Genomic DNA, 23,601 nt, shown 5'->3' with positions numbered 1-23,601 from the left:
CCTCGGGTCGCGTTACTCGTCAAAACTCGCCCACCCGAGGACGAAACCACTTGATCAACACGGCCTAGGGGCACCGACAGCAGGGGTGTACTCTGCTGCGGGCGCAGAACCGCCGGTAGGTCCACGGTTCGGTGCCCGCGTACACCACACTTCGGAAGCGTCAGTGGATACGGTCGACCCAACGACAACAAGTATCTGCGTCGAGCGAAAGGCAGCAGCGACAGTGGAACGTCAACAAGAGGCGTGGTCCGGACGGACCGTGTTCATCCTGGCTGCGATCGGCTCCGCCGTAGGTCTGGGCAACATCTGGCGGTTTCCATACGTCGCCTACACGAACGGCGGTGGGGCCTTCTTCGTCCCGTACCTCGTCGCATTGCTGACGGCCGGAATTCCGCTACTTTTCCTCGACTACTCCCTCGGCCACAAGTTCCGCGGGTCACCGCCGCTGGTGTTCCGCAGGCTGCACAAGCGTGCCGAAATCATCGGGTGGTGGCAGGTCGGTATCTCCTTCGTGATCGGTGTCTACTACGCCGTCATCGTCGCGTGGGCGATTCGGTACTTCTTCTTCTCGTTCAATGAGGCGTGGGGCAGTGACCCCGCGACGTTCTTCGTCAACGACTTCCTGAAGCAGGACGACGACGCGACGTTCGCACTGGGCTTCGTCCCCGGCGTCGCGTTCCCGCTGCTGGCGGTGTGGGTCCTTACCCTCGCGGTCCTGGTCTTCGGGGTACAGAAGGGAATCGGCGCAACAGCACGGGTGTTCGTCCCGTTGCTGATAGTCCTGTTCGGAGTCCTGGTCGTGCGTTCACTGTTCCTCGACGGGGCCGGCGCGGGCCTCGACGCCTTCTTCCAGCCGAACTGGTCCATTCTGACCGACCCCACAGTGTGGATCGCCGCATACGGGCAGATCTTCTTCTCGTTGTCCGTGGCGTTCGGCATCATGCTCACCTATTCGTCGTATCTGGGGCGCAAGACGAATCTCACCGGCTCCGGGCTCGTGGTTGCATTCTCGAACAGCAGCTTCGAGATTCTCGCCGGCATCGGCGTCTTCGCCACCCTCGGGTACATGGCGAACATCTCGGGCGTTGCCGTCGACGAAGTGGTCGAGAGTGGAATAGGACTCGCGTTCGTCGCGTTCCCGGCGATCATCTCGTCCATGCCCGGGGGGGCGCTGTTCGGAGTCCTGTTCTTCGGTGCCCTTGTGATCGCCGGGTTCACCTCGATGGTCAGCATCATCCAGGTCTGCGTCGCGGCCGTGGAGGACAAACTCGGAATCGACCGTATACACGCGGTCCTCGGGGTGGGCGGGGTCTCCGCAGTGATATCGCTCCTACTCTTCCCCACCGTCACCGGACTGAACGTCCTGGATGTCGTGGACAACTTCGCGAACAACATCGGCATCGTAGGTGTGGCACTGGTCGCCATCGCGGTGGTCGCCTGGGCGTTGCGGCGCCTGCCCGACCTCGAGAACCACCTCAATTCGGTGTCGTCGTTCAAGCTCGGCATCGCTTGGCGCCTGTTCGTCGGCGTTGTGACCCCGGCCGTGCTCGCGTTCATGTTGATCACCGAGATCGTCGAACGCATACAAGACGGATACGGGGGCCTGCCCAGCGGTCTGGTCGTTACCTTCGGGTGGGGCGCGCAAATCCTCGTGATCGTCGTCGCAGTACTGTTGTCATTCACTCCGTGGCGGCGCACGGAAGTAGAACTCGAGCACTCGGAACCGACAAAGGCGGGCGAGAACCTATGAGCATCTCTGGGATCGTGATGATGGTGGTGACCCTCACATTGGTATGGGGAGGATTGGTCGCGAGTCTGGTGCACCTCCACCATCACCCCGACGACGAAGCGTAGGCGCTCGTCGCTGGGAGGGTGCACGAACCTAGTGTCTTTCTGGGGCCGAGAAAAGTCGGGCGTTCCCTACGACTTCGAGTGCCCGTGCCGCCCGGAATTCGGACTTTGTTGGCCCCGAAAATTCCCGCTGACCAGCGACGTGAACAGGAGGTCGCCGGCGCCGACTAGACTGTACAGGCACTTTTGCAGCCGATCGGATCTGCAGCCGAACCAGTCAAGGAGACCTCTTGCCCGACGAGGACACGTCACGCACCGAGCGCGAGTTCGAGCAGAAATACGTGACGATGCTCTACACCCGACTGGACGGCCTTCGGCAGTACGCGGCGAACCGGCTGAGCCGTGTACTGCTCGAAAGCGGCGGAACCCCGCAGGCCCGTAGTGAACGGGAGTCCTTCAATCAGCTCTATACCGAAGACCTCGCCGAGTACGACGCCGCCGAAAACGGGCTCTGCTTCGGGCGCATCGACCTAGACGGCGAATGCCGCTACATCGGACGTCTCGGCATCCTCGACGAGGAGAACGACTACGAGACAATGCTGCTTGATTGGCGTGCGCCCCTTGCCCGCCCGTTCTACCTCGCCACCCCCGCAGCCCCCGATGGCGTCTCGCGCCGACGGCACATTCGGACCCGAAGTCGCCGGGTGACGGCGGTCAACGACGAGTACCTCGATCTGGTGGCAGCGGAGGCGGCAGGCACCGTCACCGGTTCGGACGGGGTTGCGGGCGAGAACGCACTGCTCGCAGCCTTGAACGCCGCACGAACAGGTCAGATGAACGACATTGTCGAGACGATCCAGGGTGAGCAGGACGCCATCATCCGGTCCGAGCACAAGAGCGTGCTGGTGGTCCAGGGTGGTCCCGGAACCGGCAAGACCGCGGTCGCATTGCACCGCGCGGCGTACCTCCTCTATACCTACCGTCAGCAACTTGCGAAGGCCGGCGTCCTCATCATCGGCCCCAACGCCACGTTCCTCGACTACATCAGCCAGGTACTACCGTCGCTCGGCGAGACGGGTGTGCTGCTATCGACCATCGGCGACCTCTATCCCGGCGTCCGCGCCACCGCCGAGGACGGTCTCGAGTCCGGCGAGATCAAGGGTTCCCTCGACATGCTGGACGTTCTGAAGAAGGCAGTGCGGGATCGGCAGGAAGCACCGTCGCAACCCGTCGAGTTGACGTTCGACACCCACCGGATCACCCTCGACCGCAAGATCGTCACTCGCGCTCGTGGCCGGGCGCGGTCGTCACGGCGCCCCCATAACCTGGCCCGACCGATCTTTGTCTCTGCGGTCATCGAAGCGCTGGCCCAGCACCTCGCGGACACACTGGGCGCCAACGTCGTCGGCGGTGGAAATCTGCTGAGCCGCGACGACATCGCCGACATGCGAGACGAGATGCGCGAGGATCCGGAGATCATGGGAGCGATCAACTCCCTCTGGCCCGAATTGTCGCCGCAGCAGGTTCTCACCGAGTTGTACGCTTCACCGAAGCGACTGGCCGACGCCACTCCGAATATGACCGAATCCCGCCGCGCCTTGCTGCGCCGCCCCGTCACTCACGGCTTCAGCGCCGCCGATGCGCCCCTCCTCGACGAACTCGCGGAACTGCTCGGTGTGGACGACACCGCCGAACGCGAACGCGCCCGTCGACAATGGAGGGCACAGATCGCGGACGCTCAGGGCGCCCTCGACATCCTGACCGGTTCGGCACCACAGGACCTCGAGGACGAGTTGGATCCCGAGATCCTCATGGCCTACGACCTTATCGACGCCAGCCAGTTGGCGCAGCGCCACGAGGTGGGGCAACGCCAAACCACTGCGGAACGTGCGGCAGGCGACCGTACCTGGACCTACGGACACGTCATCGTCGACGAGGCTCAGGAACTCTCGGAGATGGCGTGGCGAATGCTGATGCGTCGCATACCGAATCGCTGGATGACCCTCGTCGGGGACACGGCGCAGACCGGTGATCCCGCTGGAACGTCATCGTGGCAACGAACCCTCGAACCGTACGTGGCGAACCGCTGGAAGCTCACCGAACTCACCGTCAACTACCGCACGCCGGCGGAGATCATGACGCCGGCGCAGCGGCTACTCACTGAGATCGATCCCGAACAGACCGTACCGCGGTCGGTTCGCGAGTCCGGATCCCCGCCGTGGGCCATGCCCGTCTCCGTGGACGAGATGGCAGACACCCTGCGCACGTGCGTATCTCGCGAGACCCACCCTGGCACGACCGCGGTAATCGCCGGCCACGACCTCGTCGCCGCACTCGCAGATCTGGCATCGGACTCCGTCAGCGTCCTCACGGTGCGAGATGCCAAGGGGTTGGAATTCGACTCGGTATTCATCGCAGAACCCCAGGACATCCTCGACCAGTCGCCGCGGGGGATGAACGACCTTTACGTTGCACTGACGCGCGCCACCCAGCGCCTCGGCGTCGTGCACGCCCGGCCGCTACCCGAGGTGCTGTCCGATCTGATCCCGGTAGAAGTCGCAGCGCGGCCGTGACACCGGTGCGACCGACCGAGTCTCAGCGCACCGTATGGACAATCAGGACGTCGGAGGTGGACTTGCGTGCCGCATCCGACGGAACCGATCCGAGGAGCCGCCCAGTGAGAGTGTTGAGTCCACGATTACCGATTACCAGGAGCCCTGCCTCGACCTCGTCGACCAGTTTCAGCAGCGACTCCACGGGTGCACCGACAATCGCACGCTCGAGAACCTCCTTGGCGCCCGCCGCGTGAGCACGCTCCCTTGCTGTGCGCAAAATCTCGTACGTCGGTGTCGAGCCCATGATCTGGTAGGCCTCGTCGCCGAGCGCGTCGACGGCCTGCCCGGCGTCCTTGGGATCAGCCGGATGGTAAGCGCACGCGATGATCAGTTTGGCGTCGGCGTCACCTGCGATGGCAGCAGCCTTCTCGACTGCCAGAAACGACGACTCGGAGCCATCGGTTCCGACGACTACGGTCTTGTAGGCGCTCATTCATTCCTCCATGTTCGCGACGGTCATCAACTGTTTAACAGGTCGACCACGGTTTGCGATGGTCGATCTATCGGGGTCCGGCACACGACACGACTGGACCGGCAGCCACTGCGCTGACCCTAACGATATCGGTACCGACACAGGTGCATTTGCAGTACGCGCCCGGGCGTCAGCGTGACGGGTCGACTTTGGGACCGAACAGCCACGCGGGGAACACTCCCCCGGCGACAATCGCCTTACGCCACGGGGTCGCGAGTTCGAGCACTCGGGCCGCCCCATCCTCCCCCAGCGCCGCCCATGGAGCCAGGGCCAGATCGTCGGTGAGATCCTCGACCAGTTCCCGCAATTCCCTTCCCTCTGCAGTGAGCTCGCCCCGCGCATCCAGTATCTCCCTGTCGCGAAGATTGCCACACGCCGAGTCCCATTGCTCTCGAGTCCATCCGCGACGAGTCTGCGCGAATTTCTCCTGGAACCCGAACCCCGTTGCGGTGTGGGTGATCAGCGATTCAAGTCCACTCAGTCCCGCCGTCTGCAGTGCCGCGAGGTGACCGTCTCCGCGGTACTCACGCAAGAGTGTAAGCGAATGCCAGAAAGTGAGGTGCGGTGAATCCGGCCACTCTACCGACGCATACCCGGCATAGAGCGGCCTGCCCTCGACGCCCGGCATGCCTCGAGCCGCGATGGACACGAGTTCGGCCGCTTCCGCCATCTCCGGCGATTTCGTCACCGCCTCACCGAGAAGGCGGACAAACGCTTCGTCAACCGCCCGGTACCGTGCCGCCACGACGGCGGACGGCGGTGCAAGGTCCCACGCGCGCGGAATGATCGCCTCGATCACGGCCGGGCTGAAGGTGAAAAATGTGGCAGCGACAACGCCCGGACCGACCGCGCCCATGGGCGCCGACCGACCCGCGAAGTAGCACATCCTTCCCGGTTCGAGACCGGCTTCGACCAGGCGCTCCTCGACCTCGGGAACGAAATAGCTGAGGGAGTGAAGCAACTCCAAGGACCGAGCGGTGCGGCCTGCGCTGTGTGCATCCATGCATCAGACGGTACTGCGCTGTCCCGGTGCTACTGCAAGCCTGCAGCGTCCATGCCGCGAAGTTCCTTCTTCAAGTCCGCGATCTCGTCGCGGAGTCGACCGGCGAGTTCGAACTGCAGATCACGGGCTGCGTTCATCATCTGATCGGTCAATTCCTTGACCAGGTCCGCCAACTCGGCCCTGGGCATGGACTTCGTGTCGCGACCCTCGTACAGTCCGGCACTGATCGCGCGGCCTGCCTCACCCTGAGCGCGACGACCCCGCGTGGCGTTCCGTCCGGATCCGCCCACGTCGATACCTCCGGCCGTGTCCTCGGCCTCCTCATAGACTTGGTCGAGGATGTCCGCGATCTTCTTCCTCAGTGGCTGCGGATCGACACCCATCTTCTCGTTGTAGGCGACCTGCTTCTCACGTCGCCGGTCGGTCTCCTCGATGGCGTGCTGCATCGAGTCGGTGATCTTGTCGGCGTACATGTGAACCTGACCGGAAACGTTACGTGCCGCACGCCCGATCGTCTGGATGAGGCTCGTAGAGCTTCGGAGGAAGCCTTCCTTGTCTGCATCGAGAATCGCCACCAACGACACCTCGGGAAGGTCTAGACCCTCACGCAGCAAGTTGATCCCCACAAGCACGTCGTACTCACCGAGCCGAAGTTGCCGCAGCAACTCGACCCGTCGCAGGGTGTCGATGTCGGAGTGCAGGTACCGCACCCGGATGCCGAGCTCGAGAAGGTAGTCGGTCAGATCTTCGGACATCTTCTTCGTCAGAGTGGTCACCAGGACCCGCTCGTCGCGGTCTGCACGCTCGCGGATCTCGTGTATCAGATCGTCAATCTGCCCCTTGGTCGGCTTCACGACGACTTGCGGGTCCACCAGGCCGGTCGGGCGGATGACCTGCTCGACGAACTCGCCGCCGGCCTGTCCCATTTCGTACTTGCCGGGTGTCGCCGACAGGTACACGGTCTGCCCGACGCGCTGGGTGAACTCCTCCCACGTCAGCGGCCGATTGTCGGTGGCGGACGGCAACCGGAATCCGAACTCGACGAGATTGCGCTTCCGTGACATGTCACCCTCGTACATCGCCCCGATTTGTGGGACCGTCACGTGGGACTCGTCGATGACGAGGAGGAAGTCCTCCGGGAAATAGTCGATGAGCGTCGCCGGCGCTGTACCGGCGCCGCGACCGTCGATGTGACGTGAGTAGTTCTCGATACCGGAGCAGAACCCGACCTGCTTGATCATCTCGAGGTCGTACTCGGTGCGCATCCGCAGCCTCTGCGCCTCGAGGAGTTTGCCCTTGTTCTTGAGGTCGGTGAGCCGCTCCTCGAGTTCGGCTTCGATGTCCTTGACAGCGCGTTCCATCCGCTCAGGACCCGCGACGTAATGCGTGGCGGGGAAGATCCGCACCGAGTCGACCTGACTCACGACGTCTCCGGTGAGGGGATGCAGGTAGTACAGCGCCTCGATCTCGTCACCGAAGAACTCGATCCGCACCGCCAGCTCTTCATACGAGGGGATGATCTCGACGGTGTCACCGCGCACCCGGAATGAGCCTCGAGTGAACGCCAGATCGTTGCGGTTGTACTGCACGTCGACGAGCAACCTGAGCAGCGCATCGCGGGGCACTTCCACGCCAACCTCGAGTTGCACCGAACGGTCGAGGTATGACTGCGGGGTCCCGAGTCCGTAGATGCACGATACGGACGCCACCACGACGACGTCCCGGCGTGATAGCAGATTCGACGTCGCGGAGTGCCGTAACCGCTCGACATCATCGTTGATCGACGAGTCCTTCTCGATGTAGGTGTCGGTCTGTGCGATGTAGGCCTCGGGTTGGTAGTAGTCGTAGTACGAGACGAAGTACTCGACAGAATTGTTGGGCAGCATGTCGCGCAATTCGTTGGCGAGTTGGGCAGCGAGAGTCTTGTTGGGTGCCATCACCAGCGTTGGTCGCTGCAGCTTCTCGATGAGCCAGGCGGTGGTCGCAGACTTGCCGGTGCCCGTGGCGCCGAGCAGGACCACGTCCTTCTCACCCGCATTGATACGCCGCTCGAGGTCGGCGATGGCCGTCGGCTGGTCGCCTGCCGGTTTGTGGTCGCTGACCACTTCGAACCGGGTCTCCGACCGTTCGATATCACCGATCGGACGGAACTCGGAATGTGCCACCACGGGCTGCTCGGATGCAAACGCCATACAAACAGGCTAGGCGCAGGCACCGACACACTCACCCGCCAAGCTCCGAAGAGACGAAATCCCGGTAAATTTCCCCTCATGGAAGACGCTGGTCACCGTATTCACGCGCCGAAGATCGAGTATTTCGACCTACAGGAGCACACCAACACTGATCCGAAGGGGTTCGTTCGTTCAGTCGATCACTACCGTGTCGAACCCTGGGGGTTGTACATGGCGCGGACATCCGACCATCCGCAGTTCCACTATCTCGAGTCCTGGCTGCTCCCCGACCTCGGTATCCGCGCGTCGATCTTCCACTACCACCCCTACCACCAGCGCGACCAGGACCACTACGTCGACATCGGCACCTTCACCCGCGGCGAACAAGTCTGGAAGTCCGAGGACCACTACCTCGACCTCGTCATCCGGACCGGGCGCGACACCGAACTTCTCGATGTCGACGAACTGTTGGAAGCGCACAGAGTGAGCCTGCTGGATGCAGCAACGGCCGAGCAGGCGGTGCTGGCGGCCACGACGGCGATCGCCGGGATCGCCGCCCACGGCCACGACCTCGGACGCTGGCTGGCGTCACTGGGGATGCCGATCGATTGGCGGTGACGCCTACAACGACCACCCTGTCTGCTCCGCCCAGTGCCACGCCCGGCGGTAGGCGAGGTCGAACCACGGTGCCTTCGCATCGACGTAGGCCTCGATCGCGCCCTCGACGGAAGAGCATGCGGAAGCCTTGTCTGCGGCACCCTTGTTGATCGTTGAATACTCGGCGCGGGCCTCCGCGTCTGCGCGGAGCCAGTCGCGGAAAAGAAGCGCGAACCGCTGTCCGGGCCACTCGGCGACTCGCAGATGGATATTGGCCGGCCGCGCCGGGTCTGCTGCTCCGTGAATTCGCTTGCCCCACAACGCCGGGTCGGTCTCTCCGCCCTGGTACGCGGGCTTCGGATCGTCTGCCGTGATGTTCTCGATCTGGGGAAACCCGGCGGCGGTGAGGGATTCGGCGAGGTCGTCCGCCGTCCCAAGGCCTGCGACAGTGATCTGAATATCGATGACGTCCCTGGCGGGCAGTCCGTCCACGGCGGTCGACCCGATGTGATCGATGCGCAGGGCGCGATCACCGCACACGAGTTCGAGTCGCCCGATCAGCCGGCGCGCCTGCTCCGGCCATTGCGGATTCGCCGGGGCGAGCGCGGGCAGGGCGGTCACCACGGTCCGAGTACGGATGTTGGACTCGAACGGCACGAGACGCTCGGACCACAGTGCCCGGATCTCCGATTCCAGGGAGCCGGGCGCCCCATTGTTGTCGAGCAGGACGTCGGCAGCCGCGCGCCGCTGATCGTCGTCAGACTGGGCGGCGATGCGAGACCGCGCGTCCGTTTCGAGCATTCCCCGCGAGCCGACGAGCCGCCGCACCCGCTCCTCGGCTTCGACGCACACGATGAGCACCAGATGAAAGGCCGCGCCCATCCCGCCCTCGACGAGCAACGGGATGTCCTGAACGAGCACCGCGTCCTCGGGCACCGACTCAATGATCTCCATGGTGCGCGCACCGACGAGTGGGTGGACTATCGAGTTCAGCGCCAACCGCGATTCGTCGTCGGCGAACGCCCGCGCGGCCAGCGCCTGACGGTCCAATGCCCCGTCCGCTGCGAGGATCTCCTCGCCAAATCGATCGATGAGGGTCGCCAGGCCGGGGGTTCCCCTTTCGACGACCTCCCTCGCTATCAGGTCTGCATCGACGATGACGGCCCCGAGTTCGGAGAGGACCTTCGACACGGTGGACTTACCGGCTCCTATGCCTCCAGTGAGGCCGATTCTCAACACGCTTCCCAGTGTGGCATCTACAGCGGTGGGGTTCGCATCTGCAGCAGTGGTTTGCTCCCATGAGCCTCTCCACCACCTACCCTCCCTGCAAACTCACCCGACCCAGATGACAGATGAGTCCGATCTCTTCGGCTAGGTTCGAAGACACGGACCCGACCTGCACCTTCTTCAAGAAGAGGAACGCTATGCGTGAGCACCGCAACCAGATCGGTCGGCACCGCCTCGGCACCGCGGGCGGGATACATTGCGTCGACTTTCCCGAGGTAGCTCTCGCCGTCGCCGATCATCGGCGATCCTGGCTCATGGCCTTCATCGGCCAGGGTCGGCACACCTTCGCGTCGATGCGCAGGCGGGCCGAGGCGCACTCGTCGCCCAACTACTGGATTCCCGCCACCGCGAGCTGAGCGACCGGCCCTCCCCCATACTCACGGGCCCACACTCAACGGGCCCCGGCACTCAAAGCGCGCCGCACACGGCAAGACCCCGCCCCTGCGACTGCAGGAGCGGGGTCTTTGGCTTGGCGAAAGGCGTCAGCCGGATTTATCCGGCGTTGCCGGACAGCTTCTCGCGCAGAGCGGCGAGCTGTGCATCGCTGGCCAGCGATCCACCAGCGGACTCCGCCGGCGCGGAGTTTGCCGACACAGGCGCGTCCGCCTCGTCTGCACCCGACTCCGAGGAGTAGCCGGCGGCAGCCGTGGCAGCCTCGGCGGCCTCGTCTGCAGCAGTCTTCTCCATCTGAGCGCTGTGCATCTTGTGGCGACGCTCGGCCTCGGCGTAGCGGTTCTCCCACTCTTCACGCTGCTTGTCGAAGCCCTCGAGCCATTCGTTGGTCTCGGGATCGAAGCCCTCGGGGAAGATGTAGTTGCCCTGGTCGTCGTAGCTGTCCGCCATTCCGTACTTGGACGGATCGAACTCGGCGTTGTAGTCCTCGTTGGCCTGCTTCAGCGACAACGAGATACGACGACGTTCGAGGTCGATGTCGATGACCTTGACGAGTGCATCGTCGTTGACGCCGACAACCTGGTCCGGAACCTCGACGTGGCGCTCGGCCAGCTCCGAGATGTGGACGAGGCCTTCGATTCCCTCATCGACGCGCACGAAGGCACCGAACGGAACCAGCTTCGTGACCTTGCCGGGCACGATCTGGCCGATGGCGTGAGTGCGGGCGAACTGACGCCACGGGTCTTCCTGCGTGGCCTTGAGTGACAGGGAGACGCGCTCGCGGTCCAGGTCGACGTCGAGGACCTCGACGGTGACCTCGGTGCCGACCTCTACGACCTCGGACGGGTGATCGATGTGCTTCCAGGACAGCTCGGACACGTGCACCAGGCCGTCGACGCCGCCCAGGTCCACGAAGGCACCGAAGTTGACGATGGAGGACACGACGCCCTTGCGGACCTGGCCCTTCTGCAACTGGTTCAGGAACTCGCTGCGAACCTCGGACTGCGTCTGCTCGAGCCATGCACGACGGGAGAGGACCACATTGTTGCGATTCTTGTCCAGCTCGATGATCTTGGCCTCGATCTCCTTGCCGACGTACGGCTGGAGGTCGCGGACCCGACGCATCTCGACGAGCGAAGCGGGAAGGAAGCCGCGCAGGCCGATGTCGAGGATCAGGCCGCCCTTGACAACCTCGATGACGGTGCCCTTGACTGCCTCGTCCTTCTCCTTGAGCTCCTCGATGGTGCCCCAAGCGCGCTCATACTGAGCACGCTTCTTCGACAGGATCAGTCGGCCTTCCTTGTCCTCCTTGGTGAGGACGAGAGCTTCAACCTCATCTCCCACGGAGACGACCTCGTTGGGGTCGACATCGTGCTTGATGGAGAGCTCACGGGAAGGGATGACGCCTTCGGTCTTGTAACCGATGTCGAGCAGAACCTCGTCCCGATCGACCTTGACGATGGTGCCTTCGACGATGTCACCATCGTTGAAGTACTTGATCGTTGCGTCGATAGCGGCGAGGAAGTCCTCGGCGGAGCCGATGTCATTGACGGCTACCTGCGGCGAGGTCACGGTGGTGGAGGGCATGTGTTGAGTTGCTCCGGACGGGTTGTGGTCGGTTGATGGTGTTCTGTCGGACAAGCAATCTGAACCGACGGAATATTCCCGCCGAATCAGGCCACCCTAAGTACAGCGAACGACACCCGATTGGAACCGAACAAACTCGAACTGAACCGAATCCGATGTCGCACACGTAGACACTTGCGTGCAATAGGTTACGCGCTTCTGGGCAAGCTGGGCAAACCCGGGCACGTCCCCGCGCTCTAGTCTGTTCCTCATGCCCGATTCTCGCCCGGTCCAATCTCAACTCTCTCCCGAAGACGACCGCCACGGCACCGCCAACGCCGCCCTCGGAACCACCGGGGTGAGCCGAGTCCGCGTCGATTCCGAGACCAGTGAGCGCGCGAGTCGCGCCTGGTGGGACGCCGACGCCGACGACTACCACCGCACACACGGCGAATTCCTCGGTGTCGACGCGACGGAAGGCGAGTTCGTCTGGTGCCCGGAAGGCCTGCACGAGGGGGATCACCACCTTCTCGGTGACGTGGCAGGTAAGGACGTCCTCGAAGTCGGTTGCGGGTCCGCGCCCTGCGCACGCTGGCTGGCAGGCCGGGGCGCTCGCGCTGTCGGACTCGATCTGTCCATGGCGATGTTGGCCCGCGGCGCCGAGGCCATGCGCGCGGGAGGAGCAACTGTGCCGCTCGTGCATGCGGGAGCCGAGCACCTCCCCTTTGCCAACGCGAGTTTCGACACCGCATGTTCGGCTTTTGGCGCAGTTCCGTTTGTGGCGGATTCGCAACAGGTGATGCTTGAGGTGGCACGAGTTCTTCGCCCCGGTGGGCTCTGGGTGTTCGCGGTGAACCACCCGATCCGCTGGATCTTCCCGGACGATCCGGGGCCGCAGGGCCTCACCGCCACGCTCCCCTACTTCGACCGCACGCCCTACGTGGAGGTCGACGACGACGGTGTCCCCACCTACGTCGAGCACCACCGGACCATCGGCGACCGGATCCGCGAGATCGTCGCGTCGGGGCTAGAGGTCCGCGACATCATCGAGCCGGAGTGGCCCGAATGGCTCGACCGCGAATGGGGGCAGTGGAGTCCTCTGCGCGGGCAACTCTTCCCCGGAACCGCCATCTTCAGCTGCCGGAAGCCCGTGAGTACTCCTTAAGTACTCACGGGCTTGACTACTCACGCGCTTGACTACTCACGGGCCGCGAAGCACTCGCGGACGCCGCGTCACAGCAGCTTCGAGAGGAACGCCTTGGTGCGTTCGTGTTGCGGATTGGTCAGCAGCTCATCGGGTTTACCCGATTCGACGACAACGCCGGCATCCATGAACACCAGGTGGTCGGCCACCTCCCGCGCGAAGCCCATCTCGTGGGTCACGACGACCATGGTCATACCGCCCGCGGCGAGATCCTTCATGGCGGCGAGCACCTCTCCGACCAACTCCGGGTCGAGGGCAGAAGTCGGCTCGTCGAACAACATCAGCTTGGGATCCATCGCCAGCGCGCGGGCGATGGCGACGCGTTGCTGCTGGCCGCCCGACAGTTGCGCCGGGTAGGCATCCGCCTTCTCACTCAACCCCACCTGCTCGAGTAGAGTCCGACCCCGCTCGACGGCCTTCTTCCTGCTCAATCGCTTCACTTGGATGGGTGCCTCGATGACGTTGGCAAGCGCCGTGCGGTGGGGGAAGAGGTTGAAATGCTGGAATACCATGCCGATGTCGCGGCGTTGCTTCGCCGCAGCACGCGGATGCAGTTCGTGGAGCTTGCCGTGCCGCTCGGAGTAGCCCATGATCTCACCGTCGACATACAGCCGCCCGGCATTGACCTGCTCGAGGTGGTTGATGCAACGCAAGAACGTCGACTTACCCGAACCGGACGGACCGACGATACACAGAACCTGACCGGGCTCGATCTCCAGCGACACGCCCTTGAGCACCTTCAGCGCTCCGAAGTTCTTGCACACCCGGTCCGCCTTGACCATCGGCGTCATTTTCGTTCCCCTCCCGGTACGTCCGGCAAGTGCGACGTGCCGGGTTCGACGATCAGCGGCCTACCCTCTGCGTCGGCGAGGGCCTGCAACTGCCGCGAGGTGAGCTTGCGGGTCGCGCCCTTCGAGAAGTACCGCTCCAGGTAGAACTGACCGATCATGAGCAGACTCGTGAAGGCCAGGTACCAGGTGGCGGCAACCATCAGCAGCGGAACCGGCTCAAAGTTTGTCCCGGCGATATCTCTGGAAACACCGTACAGTTCGAGGGTGTATGGCACGGCGCTGACCAGCGACGTCGTCTTGAGCATGCCGATCAGCTCGTTTCCCGTGGGAGGGATGATCACCCGCATGGCCTGAGGCAGGATCGTTCGCCGCATGGTCTGCGACCAGGTCATGCCGAGCGCCACCGACGCCTCCGTCTGCCCCTCGCCCACCGAGCTCACGCCGGCCCGGATAATCTCGGCCATGTAGGCGGCCTCGTTGAGCGCGAGTCCGATCACCGCGAACAGGAACGCCGAATAGAGCCCCGGAAGGTCGATGTGCACGAACTGGTGGACAAACGGGATACCGAGGTCAAGCTGTCGGTAGATGTACGGAAACAATCCCCAGAACGCCAATTGCACGTACACGGGGGTTCCGCGGAAGATCCACAGGTAGATCCACGCCGCCGTCTTCAGGACCGGGTTCGGCGACAGCCGCATGACCGCAAGGATTACACCAAGCACGATGGCGAGCGCCATCGACAGCACGGTGAGCTCGATCGTCTTCACTGCCGCGGCCGAGATCCGCTCGTCGAACAAGTATCGAGCGTAGATGTTCCAGCGGTACGCCTCGTTGGTCCGCGCACCGTTGACGAACAGGGCCAGCAGCAGACCCACGACTATCGCGGCGATCCAGCGACCGGGCCGGCGCAGTGGGATCGCCTTGATCGGCTCCGGTTCCTGGATCGTCGCGGCTGCCGAACTGTCCGGCACCTTCTCCATCTCAGACACCCGTCAACTCCACCTCAGCTACTCGTCAACCGCTCAGCTCGTCGCGCCGTTGATCTGCGAGGTGGTGATGACGCCCTCAACGACGCCCCAGTTCTGCGCGATCTCCAGGTAGCTGCCGTCGTCGATCAGATGCTGGAGCGCCTTCTGGAGAACCTCTGCGAAGGGCGAGCCCTTCGCGACGGGCCAGCCATAGGGCTGGGCGTCGAAGACCTCACCGGCGGTTTCGATCCGCCCGTCGCTCTGCTTAATCGCGTACGCGGTAACGGGCGAGTCCGCGGACATCGCGTCTACCTTGCCGAGGGCGACCGCGTTGGCCGCATCGTCCTGACTGTCGAACTTGATGATGTCGATGGGTGGCTGCCCTGCCGCGACGCACGCCGCACTCTTGGCGGGTACTTCCTCGATGTCCTCGATGGTGGTGGTCTGCACGCCGACCCGCAGGCCGCAGGCGTTGTTCGGGTCCACCGCCCCGCCAGCGGGTTGAGCCCACTGCACGCCGGCGCTGAAGTAGGTGACGAAATCCACCGCCTCCTCGCGTTCCTCGGTGTCCGTGAACGACGACATGCCCATGTCGTAACCGCCGGCCTGGATCGACGGAATGATCTTGTCGAAGTCCGCCTCGGTGTATACCGGCGTCACACCGAGCACCTTCGCGACGGCGTCCACAACGTCGACGTCGAAGCCGACGATCTTGCCGCTCGGATCCTTGAACTCGTTGGGAGAGTAGGGGATATTGACACCGACGATAATCTCGCCGTCCGAGGCGATCTCCTCGGGCAACTCGGCCGCGATCGCGTCCACCTTGTTCACCTCCACGGTGTCGCCTCCGGAAGGAAGGTCACCACCTTCGGTGTTGGTGGCGCACCCGGTTAGCAACAGAGCACTGGTACCCACCAGTGCTCCGAGGGTGCGGGCAACTCGGCCTCGCGTGATGACGGATCGACCAGACACTGGCATGTCCTCCAAAGAAATCGTGGTGCACCGAGCGAACTACGGCGACGGAGAACTCTCGAACTCCGAATTGTCGAACGGAAGAGTACGTCATCCGGACCGGCAGATGACATTATCGGATATTTACGGCCTGTCGAACTGCGAAGACGGTCTTGCGCGACGGAGTGTGCGGGCGAGGACCGTCTCGGCGAATTCGCTGGTCGACGAGAGCCCACCCACGTCAGCGGTGGCCACTCCAGACGAGATCGTAGCGCGGACCGCCTCGCTGATCCGGTGCACAGCGGCGCCCAGTCCGATGCCGTCGACGACGATCACGCCGATTCTCGTATCAGAGATGTTTGCCGCAGCACCGCTCATGGGGCCATCATTGCCTACCATGGTCCAGTCTGTGGAACTGCTCTTCGACGAGGCAACCGACGTTGCCGTTCGCGCCGAGTGGCAACGGCTGTGGGATGCAGGGCTACCCAGCCGAACCCGCGTTCGCGCGATGTCGAATCGACCACACGTCACCTTGTTCGCGGCCCGCCACATCCCGACTGAGATCGACGAACTCCTCGGCCGGCAGATCGCGACGCCCTCGTTTCACGTCCGACTGGGCGGTCTGGTGATGTTCGGTAGCGGACACGTAACGTTGTCGCGACTGGTGGTGCCGTCGAGGGCACTGTTGTCGCTGCACCGGACGGTCTTCGACCTCGCGGAGCGTGCAGCGGAGGTCCCGCCGCACATCCGGCCCGGCGAATGGACCCCGCACGTGACCCTCGCGCGGCGACTCCCGGCCGATCAGATCGCGGACGCCGCACGATTGCTCGACGGCGGCGACATCATCGGGCGCGCGTCCGTGGTGCGCAGATGGGACGGCGACGCCAAACGTGAGTGGGTCCTCACCGCGCCCCCGTGATCACCGCACGTCTGCGACCATCACGTTGGTGGATCTACGCGAAGACCGTTGCGTGACAATGATTCCCGAGACCACGGCAAGCGCCCCCACCGGATGATTCCACGAGATACCCTCCCCAAGCACTATTGCGCCGAGCACCACCCCGACCAGCGGCGTCAGGTAGGTGACGGTGGATGCGGCGGTCGGCCCCCAACCGCGCACAACGTTGGTGTTCCAGACGAATGCAAGACCGGTGCCGAATACCCCGAGCCCGATCATCGACGCAACGATCGCGGGTGTCAGGTGCATCGGTGAGCTCGCCGCCCACGGCGTCACGACGAGCAACGCCATCGCCGCGATCGATACCTGCATGAACGCGATGGCCGGTGTGCCGATACCTCGCGGAAGTATGAAGCGGCGCAAGTAGACCAGCGCGACACCGTAAGACGCGGTCGCCCCCAGGCACGCAAGCTGCGCCGGAACACTGCCCACGATCCCGGCCTGCCAGGGCGCCAGCACCACGACCACACCCGAGAACCCGAGCAGCAGGCCGAACAGTTTTGCATCCGTGAGTTTCTCCCCCGGCAGGAATGCCAGCGCCAGCGACATCGTCATCAGGGGTGTCGTCGCATTGTAGATGCTGGCCAGCCCGGAACTGATGGTCTGCTCGGCCCAGCTGAACAGCAACCACGGCACCAGACACTGTACGACCGCAAGTACGGATAGATGCGCCCATGTCGTCGCGTCACTCGGCAACCGCGATCGGGTGAGACCGAGAACCACACCGAGAGTCAGCGCCCCGAACACCAGCCGCCACAGCACGACTTGACTGAACGACAAGCCCTCGAGGCCGATTTTGATGAAAAGGAAACTCGCACCCCACGCAAGCGCTGTCCCGGTGTACTGGGCCGCCAGACCCGCCCTCAAAACCGGAAGTTCCCGTGCTGGGTGACATCGTTGTGCGTGTCGGGTGTACGGCCGGTGAGCACCATTACGTCGAGTGCCAGGAACACGAGGAGAATCACAACCAGGATTGTCATGCTTCGAGCCTGGCTGCCGCTCACCCAGGAGGGAAAGTGGCAGCAATGACACAGTTCGACGTTTTTCTGCCATACTGATGCGGTGCTGAAAAAGGTCGTTGTACCACTCATGCCCCTCACTGAAGCTTTCGAACTTGGTGTCGCCTGCGAGGTGTTCGGATTCGACAGATCCGACGACGGACTCCCCACCTACGATTTTTCCCTCGTCGCCGGCGCACCAGAACCCATTCGCACCCGTTTCGGGTACGGAATCGACGTTCCCTACGACCTCGACCGACTCGACGATGCCGATCTCGTCATCATTCCCGCGGGCGGAACCTTCGCCGAGGATCCGTGTATGGATCCCCTGCTCGAAAAACTTCGCGAAGTCGTCGACCGCGGCACCAAGGTTGCCAGCCTCTGCACTGGTGCGTTCGTACTCGGCGCCGCCGGGCTCCTGGACGGCCGAAAATGCACCACCCACTGGAAGCACTCCGAGCGACTCGCCGAATGTCATCCTGCAGCCACGGTCGATCCAAACGTGCTCTACGTGGACGACGACCCCGTCCTGACAAGCGCAGGTACCGCGGCGGGAATAGATCTGTGCCTGCACATCGTGCGAAAGGAGCAGGGCAGCGCAGTGGCCAACGGCATCGCACGACGCATGGTGGTCCCACCCCATCGGGACGGCGGCCAGGCCCAATATGTAGCGATGCCACTGCCGACGGCCTCGATCGACACCCTCGGACCTGTGCTGGACTGGATGACCGAACATCTCACCCTCGACCTTTCGGTGACCGCCCTGGCTGCGAAGGCCAACGTGTCACCGCGTACGTTCGCGCGACGGTTCCAGGCCGAGACGGGCACCACCCCCGCACGATGGCTCGGCGATCAACGGGTCCTCGCCGCGCAACACCTCCTCGAGAACTCGGACCTGCCGGTCGACGTGATTGCCGAACGCGTCGGATTCGGAGGTGGGGCGGTACTGCGGCAGCACTTCTTGCGGCTGCGTCACACCACCCCGCAGGCGTACCGTCGCGCTTTCCGTGACACTGAACGAACCGCATGATCGGCCTGCAGGGAAGAATCGGCGGCGACCGGGCGTTACACAAGCAACACCATCACCGATCGGAAGGACTCCCGTGGCCACCAAGACACTGACTCAACAGAATTTCGACGAGACCGTGACCGGCAATGACGTGGTTCTCGTCGACTTCTGGGCATCGTGGTGCGGACCGTGCCGCGCGTTCGCTCCCACCTTCGAGGCGTCGTCGGAGCAGCACCTCGACGTGGTGCACGCCAAGGTCGACACCGAAGCGGAACAAGGCATCGCCTCGGCGGCGAACATCCGCTCGATCCCGACCCTCATGGCGTTCCGTGAGGGTGTGCTGGTATTCAGCCAGCCGGGCGCCTTGCCGCCTGCCGCGCTCGAGGATCTCCTCACGCAGGTGAAGGCGCTCGACATGGACGAGGTACGCAAGCAGATCGCCGAGCAAGCTCCGGCCGAATAGGACGACAGGGGCGCCGCCTAGTGTGCGGCGGCGTCCCAACTGCGACCGGTGCCGACCGACACCTCGAGCGGCACCGACAGTTCGATGGCCGAGGACATCTCGTGGCGGACCAACTGCTCGACCTGTTCACGCTCCGACTCGACGACCTCGAGCACTAGTTCGTCGTGAACTTGCAGCAGCATGCGCGATTTCAGCCCAGCCTCACGCAGCGAGCGTTGGACGTTGATCATGGCGACCTTGATGATGTCGGCGGCCGTGCCCTGGATCGGCGCATTCAGGGCGGCCCGCTCGGCGACTTCGCGCCGCTGGCGATTGTCGTTGACAAGATCAGGCAAATAGCGGCGGCGGCCGTACAGCGTCGATGTGAAGAGGTCCTTCCGGGCCTGTTCCACCACCTCGTGCAAGTAGTCGCGCACGCCACCGAACCGCGCAAAGTACGCCTCCATCTGAGACTTGGCCTCCTCGGTCGAGATCTTGAGCTGCGCCGCCAGCCCGAATGCGCTGAGCCCGTAAGCAAGACCATAGGACATCGCCTTTACTCGACGCCGCAATTCGGGCGTGACCTCGTCGATCGGCACGCCGAATGCGCGAGCACCGACGAAGCTGTGCAAGTCTTCTCCGGTGTTGAACGCCTCGATAAGCCCCTCGTCCCCGGACACGTGAGCCATGATCCGCATCTCGATCTGGCTGTAGTCCGCAGTGAGCAAGGTATCGAAACCCTCGCCGACCACGAAGCCGTCACGGATCTGACGGCCGGCGTCGGTGCGCACGGGGATGTTCTGGAGATTGGGTTCGGTCGAGGACAGCCGGCCGGTGGCCGCGACGGTCTGATTGAACGTCGTATGTATACGGCCGTCTTCGGCGACGGTCTTGAGTAGACCGTCTACGGTCACCTTCAGACGTGTCGCGTCTCGGTGCGCGAGCAGGTGCTCGAGGAACGGGTGCGACGTCTTCTCGAACAAATTCTGCAGCGCATCGGCGTCAGTGGTGTGGCCGGTCTTGGTCTTCTTCGTCTTCGGCATCTCCAGTTCGTCGAAGAGCACGACTTGCAGCTGTTTGGGTGACCCGAGGTTGATCTGCTTCCCGATGACCTCGTAGGCGGCCTCCGCCGCCTCCGATACCTGGGCGGCGAACCGGCTCTGCAGGTCGTGGAGGTGATTACCGTCAACGGAGATACCCGACGCTTCGAGATCGGCCAGCACCTCCAATAGGGGCAGTTCCATTTCGGAAAGCAGGGTGCTCGATTCGATGTCGGAGAGTTCGGTGTCGAGTGCAGACGCGAGATCGAGCACGGCACGCGCGCTGAGGATTTCGGCTTCCGCGGCTTCAGCCTCCACCTGATCGGCGTCGTCGAGCAACGACAACTGCTCCTCGCCGGTCTCCTCCACCCGAAGCTCTCGGCGCAGATAGCGCAGCGCCAGATCGTCGAGGTTGAAGGTCCGCTGCCCTGGCCGCACCAGGTAGGCCGCCAACGCGGTGTCGCTGGTGAGTCCGCCGAGCACCCAGCCGCGGCCGCGCAGCGCGTGCATTGCCCACTTGGCTTCGTGCAGGGCCTTCGGCTGATCTGCATCCGCGAGCCAGTCGCCGAGCGCCTTCTCGTCTTCCGGCGTGACACCGGCGGTGTCGACGTAGGCGCCTTCGCCGTCCGCGGCCGCAATGGCGATCGCCGTCACGTCGCCGCCGTATGGCGTGCGCGTTCCGACCACGGAGACTCCGGATCTCTCGCCGCCCGAAGCGTGCTCGAACAGCCAGTCGGCGACCGCGCCGGGTTCGAGCGCGCCGCCACGCACCTCGAAGCCCTCTTCAGCTTCGGCCTCGACGGGGGCGAGCGTCGCGAACAATCGGTCCCTAAGCACCTTGAACTCGAGGTCGTCGAACAGTGCGTGGATCTTGTCACGATCCCACTGCGCAAGGACCAATTGATCCGGGGTGTACGGCAGTGGCACATCGCGCACCATCTCGGTGAGTTCCCGGTTGAGGAGGACGTTCGCAAGGTTCTCGCGTAACGCGTCCCCGACCTTGCCACGTACCTTGTCGACGTTGTCGACCAGTCCGACGAGGTCGCCGTATTCCTTGATCCACTTGGTGGCGGTCTTCTCCCCCACACCCGGGATTCCCGGCAGGTTGTCGCTCGGGTCGCCCCGCAGAGCCGCAAAGTCCGGGTACTGCGCGGGTGTGAGCCCGTACTTCTCCTCCACGGCCGCCGGCGTGAACCGGGTGAGGTCCGAGACACCCTTCTTCGGGTACAGCACCGTCACGCCGTCGGTGACCAACTGGAACGAATCCCGGTCACCGGTCACCACGAGAACGCGGTACCCGAGCGCCTCTGCCTGGGTGGTCAGTGTCGCGATGACGTCGTCGGCCTCGAAGCCTTCTTCCGCCATGACTGGAATGCCGAGCGCGCCGAGCACATCCTTGGTGATCTCGATCTGGCCCTTGAACTCGTCCGGAGCCTTGCTGCGGTTCGCCTTGTACTCGGGGAACCTCTCCGCCCGAAACGTCTGCCTGGACACATCGAATGCCGCCGCGACATGGCTGGGCTGTTCGTCGCGCAGCAGGTTGATCAACATCGACGTGAACCCGTACACCGCGTTGGTGACCTGACCGCTGTGGGTCTTGAAGTTCTCGGCGGGCAGCGCGTAGAACGCACGGAAGGCGAGCGAGTGGCCGTCGAGGAGCATCAGAGTAGGGCGATCGCCGGACGGCTCGGCTCGGCCGGACGCGAGGGACGTGGTGGACCGGGGTGTCGTTGCAGGGCTCACGGTTGCCCAGTCTAGGGAGCGACTGCGACAACGATCAGCCGGATGGTCCGAGCAGATCCGCTGACCAGAAATTCACACGCCAGAAATCCGAGAACCCGATTTCGCGCGGTCGAAGCCGCTAGAGTCCGGAAATTGCGAACGGGCTTTCCAGCCCGCCGCTGCACCGCCTGACCAAACTAGACACACCCGGAGGACCTGTTCGTGGCCCCAACCGTAAGGAAGCGACTCCCACTAGCGAGTACGCGACCTAAATCCCCAGGGATAGACATAGGACGAGATCCGGTAACCCCGTACCTCGGCCGTGTATTCGCCCTTCTCCTGCTCAGCCTCGTCGCTGCGATCGCACTCGGTGGTCCCGCGGCGGCGCAGGAGCCCACCCCGCCACCACCACCCGGGACCAGTGCGCAACCCGCACCCCCGGAGAACGCAGTCCGGGTCAGTGGCACCCTCAACAATGGCGGCGACCGTCTCGCGAGCGTCGAAGTGCGCGCACTCGACTCGACCGGGCGAGAGTCCGCCCGCACCGAATCGACGAGCACCGGCCGCTGGGACGTTCGCGTCGCGCCCGGCACTTACACATTCGAGATTGTCGAATCATCCCTCCCCGACGACGTGAGCGTGCAAGAGACAGTGGAGCGAGATGTGGTGGCCGGTCGTGCCAACACGGTGATCTTCTTGTTCGGCGATGAGCGGACTAGTTCCGACACCTCGTTCTACGAGAAGCTGATCCGGCAAACCGTCGACGGGCTCCGGTTCGGTCTGATCATCGCCATCGCAGGCGTCGGCTTGAGTTTGATCTACGGCACCACCGGTCTGACGAACTTCGCGCACGGCGAACTCGTCACTCTCGGTGCCGTCGCGGCGTGGGTCTTCAACGTGACGTTCGGGATGCAGCTGATCGCCGCCTCGATCCTTGCGATCATCGTCGGAGTCCTGATCGGCCTGTTGAACAACGCCGCGATCTGGAAACCTTTGCGCCGACGCAAGACCGGCCTGATTGCGCAGCTCGTGGTGTCGATCGGTCTCGCGATCGCCCTGCGCTACCTGATCCTCATCTTCTTTTCCGACCGCACGGAGCCGTTCGACGACTACCAGGTCCAGGTGCAGAGGCAGTGGGGTCCGATCGCGATCACCGATGCCAACCTCGTGTCCATCGTCATCAGTCTCGTCGTCCTGGTCGGCGTCGCCCTACTGCTGCAGAAGACGCGCATCGGCAAGGCCATGCGCGCGGTATCCGACAACCGTGACCTCGCGGAGTCGTCCGGCATCGACGTCGAACGCGTGATCCGTTTCGTCTGGGGTCTCGGCGGCGGACTCGCCGCCCTCGGCGGGGTCCTGTTCGCCATCTCCGAACTCGGGGGGCGCGTGCAGTGGGAGATGGGATTCAAGCTTCTGCTGCTGATGTTCGCCGGAATCACGCTCGGCGGACTCGGCACCGCATACGGCGCGCTGCTCGGTTGCGTGATCGTCGGCCTGCTCGTCCAACTGTCCACGCTCGTGATCAACCCTGACCTCAAGTACATCGGAGGACTGCTCATCTTGATCGTCATCCTCGTCGTCCGGCCTCAAGGCATTCTCGGCAGCCGGCAAAGGATCGGGTGA

General features: G+C 63.9%; 21 protein-coding genes. 10 read left to right on the top strand and 11 right to left on the bottom strand.

Going from position 1 to position 23,601, the window contains the following annotated elements; all coding sequences use genetic code 11:
- Positions 1-223: 223 nt before the first annotated feature.
- The 3 genes from RM2_RS09775 to RM2_RS09765 all read left to right on the top strand — a co-directional run bounded on the left by RM2_RS09775 (position 224) and on the right by RM2_RS09765 (position 4,364).
- Positions 224-1,750, top strand: coding sequence for a sodium-dependent transporter (locus tag RM2_RS09775; protein ID WP_072688627.1), 1,527 nt, complete (start codon positions 224-226; stop codon positions 1,748-1,750).
- Positions 1,747-1,854 carry a methionine/alanine import family NSS transporter small subunit gene (locus RM2_RS09770; protein WP_072688625.1) on the top strand — a complete coding sequence of 36 codons (108 nt, stop codon included), beginning with the start codon at positions 1,747-1,749 and terminating at the stop codon, positions 1,852-1,854. The genes RM2_RS09775 and RM2_RS09770 overlap by 4 nt, the downstream gene beginning before the upstream one ends.
- A 227-nt stretch (positions 1,855-2,081) precedes the next feature.
- Entirely contained in the window at positions 2,082-4,364 is a 2,283-nt protein-coding gene (locus tag RM2_RS09765; RefSeq protein ID WP_072688623.1) for a HelD family protein, read from the top strand.
- 22 nt (positions 4,365-4,386) lie between these two features.
- Here the strand turns inward: RM2_RS09765 and RM2_RS09760 are convergent, their stop codons facing one another.
- From RM2_RS09760 to uvrB, 3 genes are all read right to left on the bottom strand, one after another.
- Positions 4,387-4,839, bottom strand: a complete 453-nt coding sequence (locus tag RM2_RS09760) for a universal stress protein (RefSeq protein ID WP_072688621.1) — start codon at positions 4,837-4,839, stop codon at positions 4,387-4,389.
- 169 nt (positions 4,840-5,008) lie between these two features.
- Positions 5,009-5,881 carry an SCO6745 family protein gene (locus RM2_RS09755; RefSeq protein WP_072688619.1) on the bottom strand — a complete coding sequence of 291 codons (873 nt, stop codon included), beginning with the start codon at positions 5,879-5,881 and terminating at the stop codon, positions 5,009-5,011.
- A 29-nt stretch (positions 5,882-5,910) separates the two neighbouring features.
- Positions 5,911-8,073, bottom strand: a complete 2,163-nt coding sequence (gene uvrB / locus RM2_RS09750; RefSeq protein ID WP_072688618.1) for an excinuclease ABC subunit UvrB — start codon at positions 8,071-8,073, stop codon at positions 5,911-5,913.
- Between the two features lie 78 nt (positions 8,074-8,151).
- On the opposite strand from uvrB, the gene RM2_RS09745 reads away from it, so the two are divergent.
- A complete protein-coding gene (locus tag RM2_RS09745) occupies positions 8,152-8,670 on the top strand; it encodes a ribonuclease FAU-1 family protein (protein WP_072688617.1) in 519 nt (172 codons plus the stop codon).
- Positions 8,671-8,673: 3 nt separating this feature from the next.
- Here RM2_RS09745 and coaE read toward each other — a convergent pair whose 3' ends face one another.
- Complete coding sequence (gene coaE / locus RM2_RS09740) at positions 8,674-9,888, bottom strand: dephospho-CoA kinase (RefSeq protein ID WP_072688616.1); 1,215 nt, start codon at positions 9,886-9,888, stop codon at positions 8,674-8,676.
- Positions 9,889-10,073: 185 nt separating this feature from the next.
- On the opposite strand from coaE, the gene RM2_RS09730 reads away from it, so the two are divergent.
- Positions 10,074-10,292, top strand: coding sequence for a hypothetical protein (locus tag RM2_RS09730; RefSeq protein ID WP_072688615.1), 219 nt, complete (start codon positions 10,074-10,076; stop codon positions 10,290-10,292).
- A gap of 136 nt (positions 10,293-10,428) precedes the next feature.
- Here the strand turns inward: RM2_RS09730 and rpsA are convergent, their stop codons facing one another.
- A complete protein-coding gene (rpsA, locus tag RM2_RS09725; RefSeq protein WP_072688614.1) occupies positions 10,429-11,916 on the bottom strand; it encodes a 30S ribosomal protein S1 in 1,488 nt (495 codons plus the stop codon).
- 250 nt (positions 11,917-12,166) lie between these two features.
- Here rpsA and RM2_RS09720 point away from each other — a divergent pair, with 250 nt between their 5' ends.
- Positions 12,167-13,060 (top strand): class I SAM-dependent methyltransferase, encoded by an 894-nt coding sequence (locus tag RM2_RS09720; RefSeq protein WP_072688613.1) that lies wholly within the window; start codon positions 12,167-12,169, stop codon positions 13,058-13,060.
- A gap of 68 nt (positions 13,061-13,128) precedes the next feature.
- On the opposite strand, the gene RM2_RS09715 is transcribed toward RM2_RS09720, so the two are convergent.
- From RM2_RS09715 to RM2_RS23405, 4 genes are all read right to left on the bottom strand, one after another.
- Positions 13,129-13,890: an amino acid ABC transporter ATP-binding protein gene (locus tag RM2_RS09715; protein WP_072688612.1), complete on the bottom strand. Its 762-nt coding sequence runs from the start codon at positions 13,888-13,890 to the stop codon at positions 13,129-13,131.
- Positions 13,887-14,870, bottom strand: a complete 984-nt coding sequence (locus RM2_RS09710; protein WP_072688611.1) for an amino acid ABC transporter permease — start codon at positions 14,868-14,870, stop codon at positions 13,887-13,889. The genes RM2_RS09715 and RM2_RS09710 overlap by 4 nt, the downstream gene beginning before the upstream one ends.
- 42 nt (positions 14,871-14,912) lie before the next feature.
- Positions 14,913-15,836, bottom strand: a complete 924-nt coding sequence (locus tag RM2_RS09705; protein WP_072688610.1) for an ABC transporter substrate-binding protein — start codon at positions 15,834-15,836, stop codon at positions 14,913-14,915.
- A 117-nt stretch (positions 15,837-15,953) separates the two neighbouring features.
- Positions 15,954-16,187, bottom strand: a complete 234-nt coding sequence (locus tag RM2_RS23405; RefSeq protein WP_139277718.1) for a hypothetical protein — start codon at positions 16,185-16,187, stop codon at positions 15,954-15,956.
- A gap of 19 nt (positions 16,188-16,206) precedes the next feature.
- Between RM2_RS23405 and RM2_RS09700 the strand changes: the two genes are divergently transcribed.
- Positions 16,207-16,728, top strand: coding sequence for a 2'-5' RNA ligase family protein (locus tag RM2_RS09700; protein WP_072688690.1), 522 nt, complete (start codon positions 16,207-16,209; stop codon positions 16,726-16,728).
- On the opposite strand, the gene RM2_RS09695 is transcribed toward RM2_RS09700, so the two are convergent.
- The gene (locus RM2_RS09695; protein WP_072688609.1) at positions 16,729-17,634 is read right to left on the bottom strand and encodes a DMT family transporter; all 906 of its coding nucleotides are present in this window, start codon (positions 17,632-17,634) and stop codon (positions 16,729-16,731) included.
- 222 nt (positions 17,635-17,856) lie between these two features.
- Between RM2_RS09695 and RM2_RS09690 the strand changes: the two genes are divergently transcribed.
- Together RM2_RS09690 and trxA are read left to right on the top strand one after the other, a co-directional pair.
- A complete protein-coding gene (locus RM2_RS09690; RefSeq protein WP_245813807.1) occupies positions 17,857-18,795 on the top strand; it encodes a GlxA family transcriptional regulator in 939 nt (312 codons plus the stop codon).
- 73 nt (positions 18,796-18,868) lie between these two features.
- Positions 18,869-19,237: a thioredoxin gene (trxA, locus tag RM2_RS09685; RefSeq protein WP_072688607.1), complete on the top strand. Its 369-nt coding sequence runs from the start codon at positions 18,869-18,871 to the stop codon at positions 19,235-19,237.
- Between the two features lie 17 nt (positions 19,238-19,254).
- Here trxA and polA read toward each other — a convergent pair whose 3' ends face one another.
- On the bottom strand, positions 19,255-21,999 hold the full coding sequence (gene polA / locus RM2_RS09680) for a DNA polymerase I (RefSeq protein WP_072688606.1): 2,745 nt from the start codon (positions 21,997-21,999) through the stop codon (positions 19,255-19,257).
- Positions 22,000-22,200: 201 nt separating this feature from the next.
- Between polA and RM2_RS09675 the strand changes: the two genes are divergently transcribed.
- Positions 22,201-23,601 (top strand): branched-chain amino acid ABC transporter permease, encoded by a 1,401-nt coding sequence (locus RM2_RS09675; protein ID WP_174553842.1) that lies wholly within the window; start codon positions 22,201-22,203, stop codon positions 23,599-23,601.

Origin of the sequence: Rhodococcus marinonascens NBRC 14363, from assembly GCF_001894885.1 — a bacterium.
GTDB classification, from domain to species: domain Bacteria; phylum Actinomycetota; class Actinomycetes; order Mycobacteriales; family Mycobacteriaceae; genus Rhodococcus_F; species Rhodococcus_F marinonascens.
This window is presented reverse-complemented; position numbering and strand designations above follow the sequence as displayed.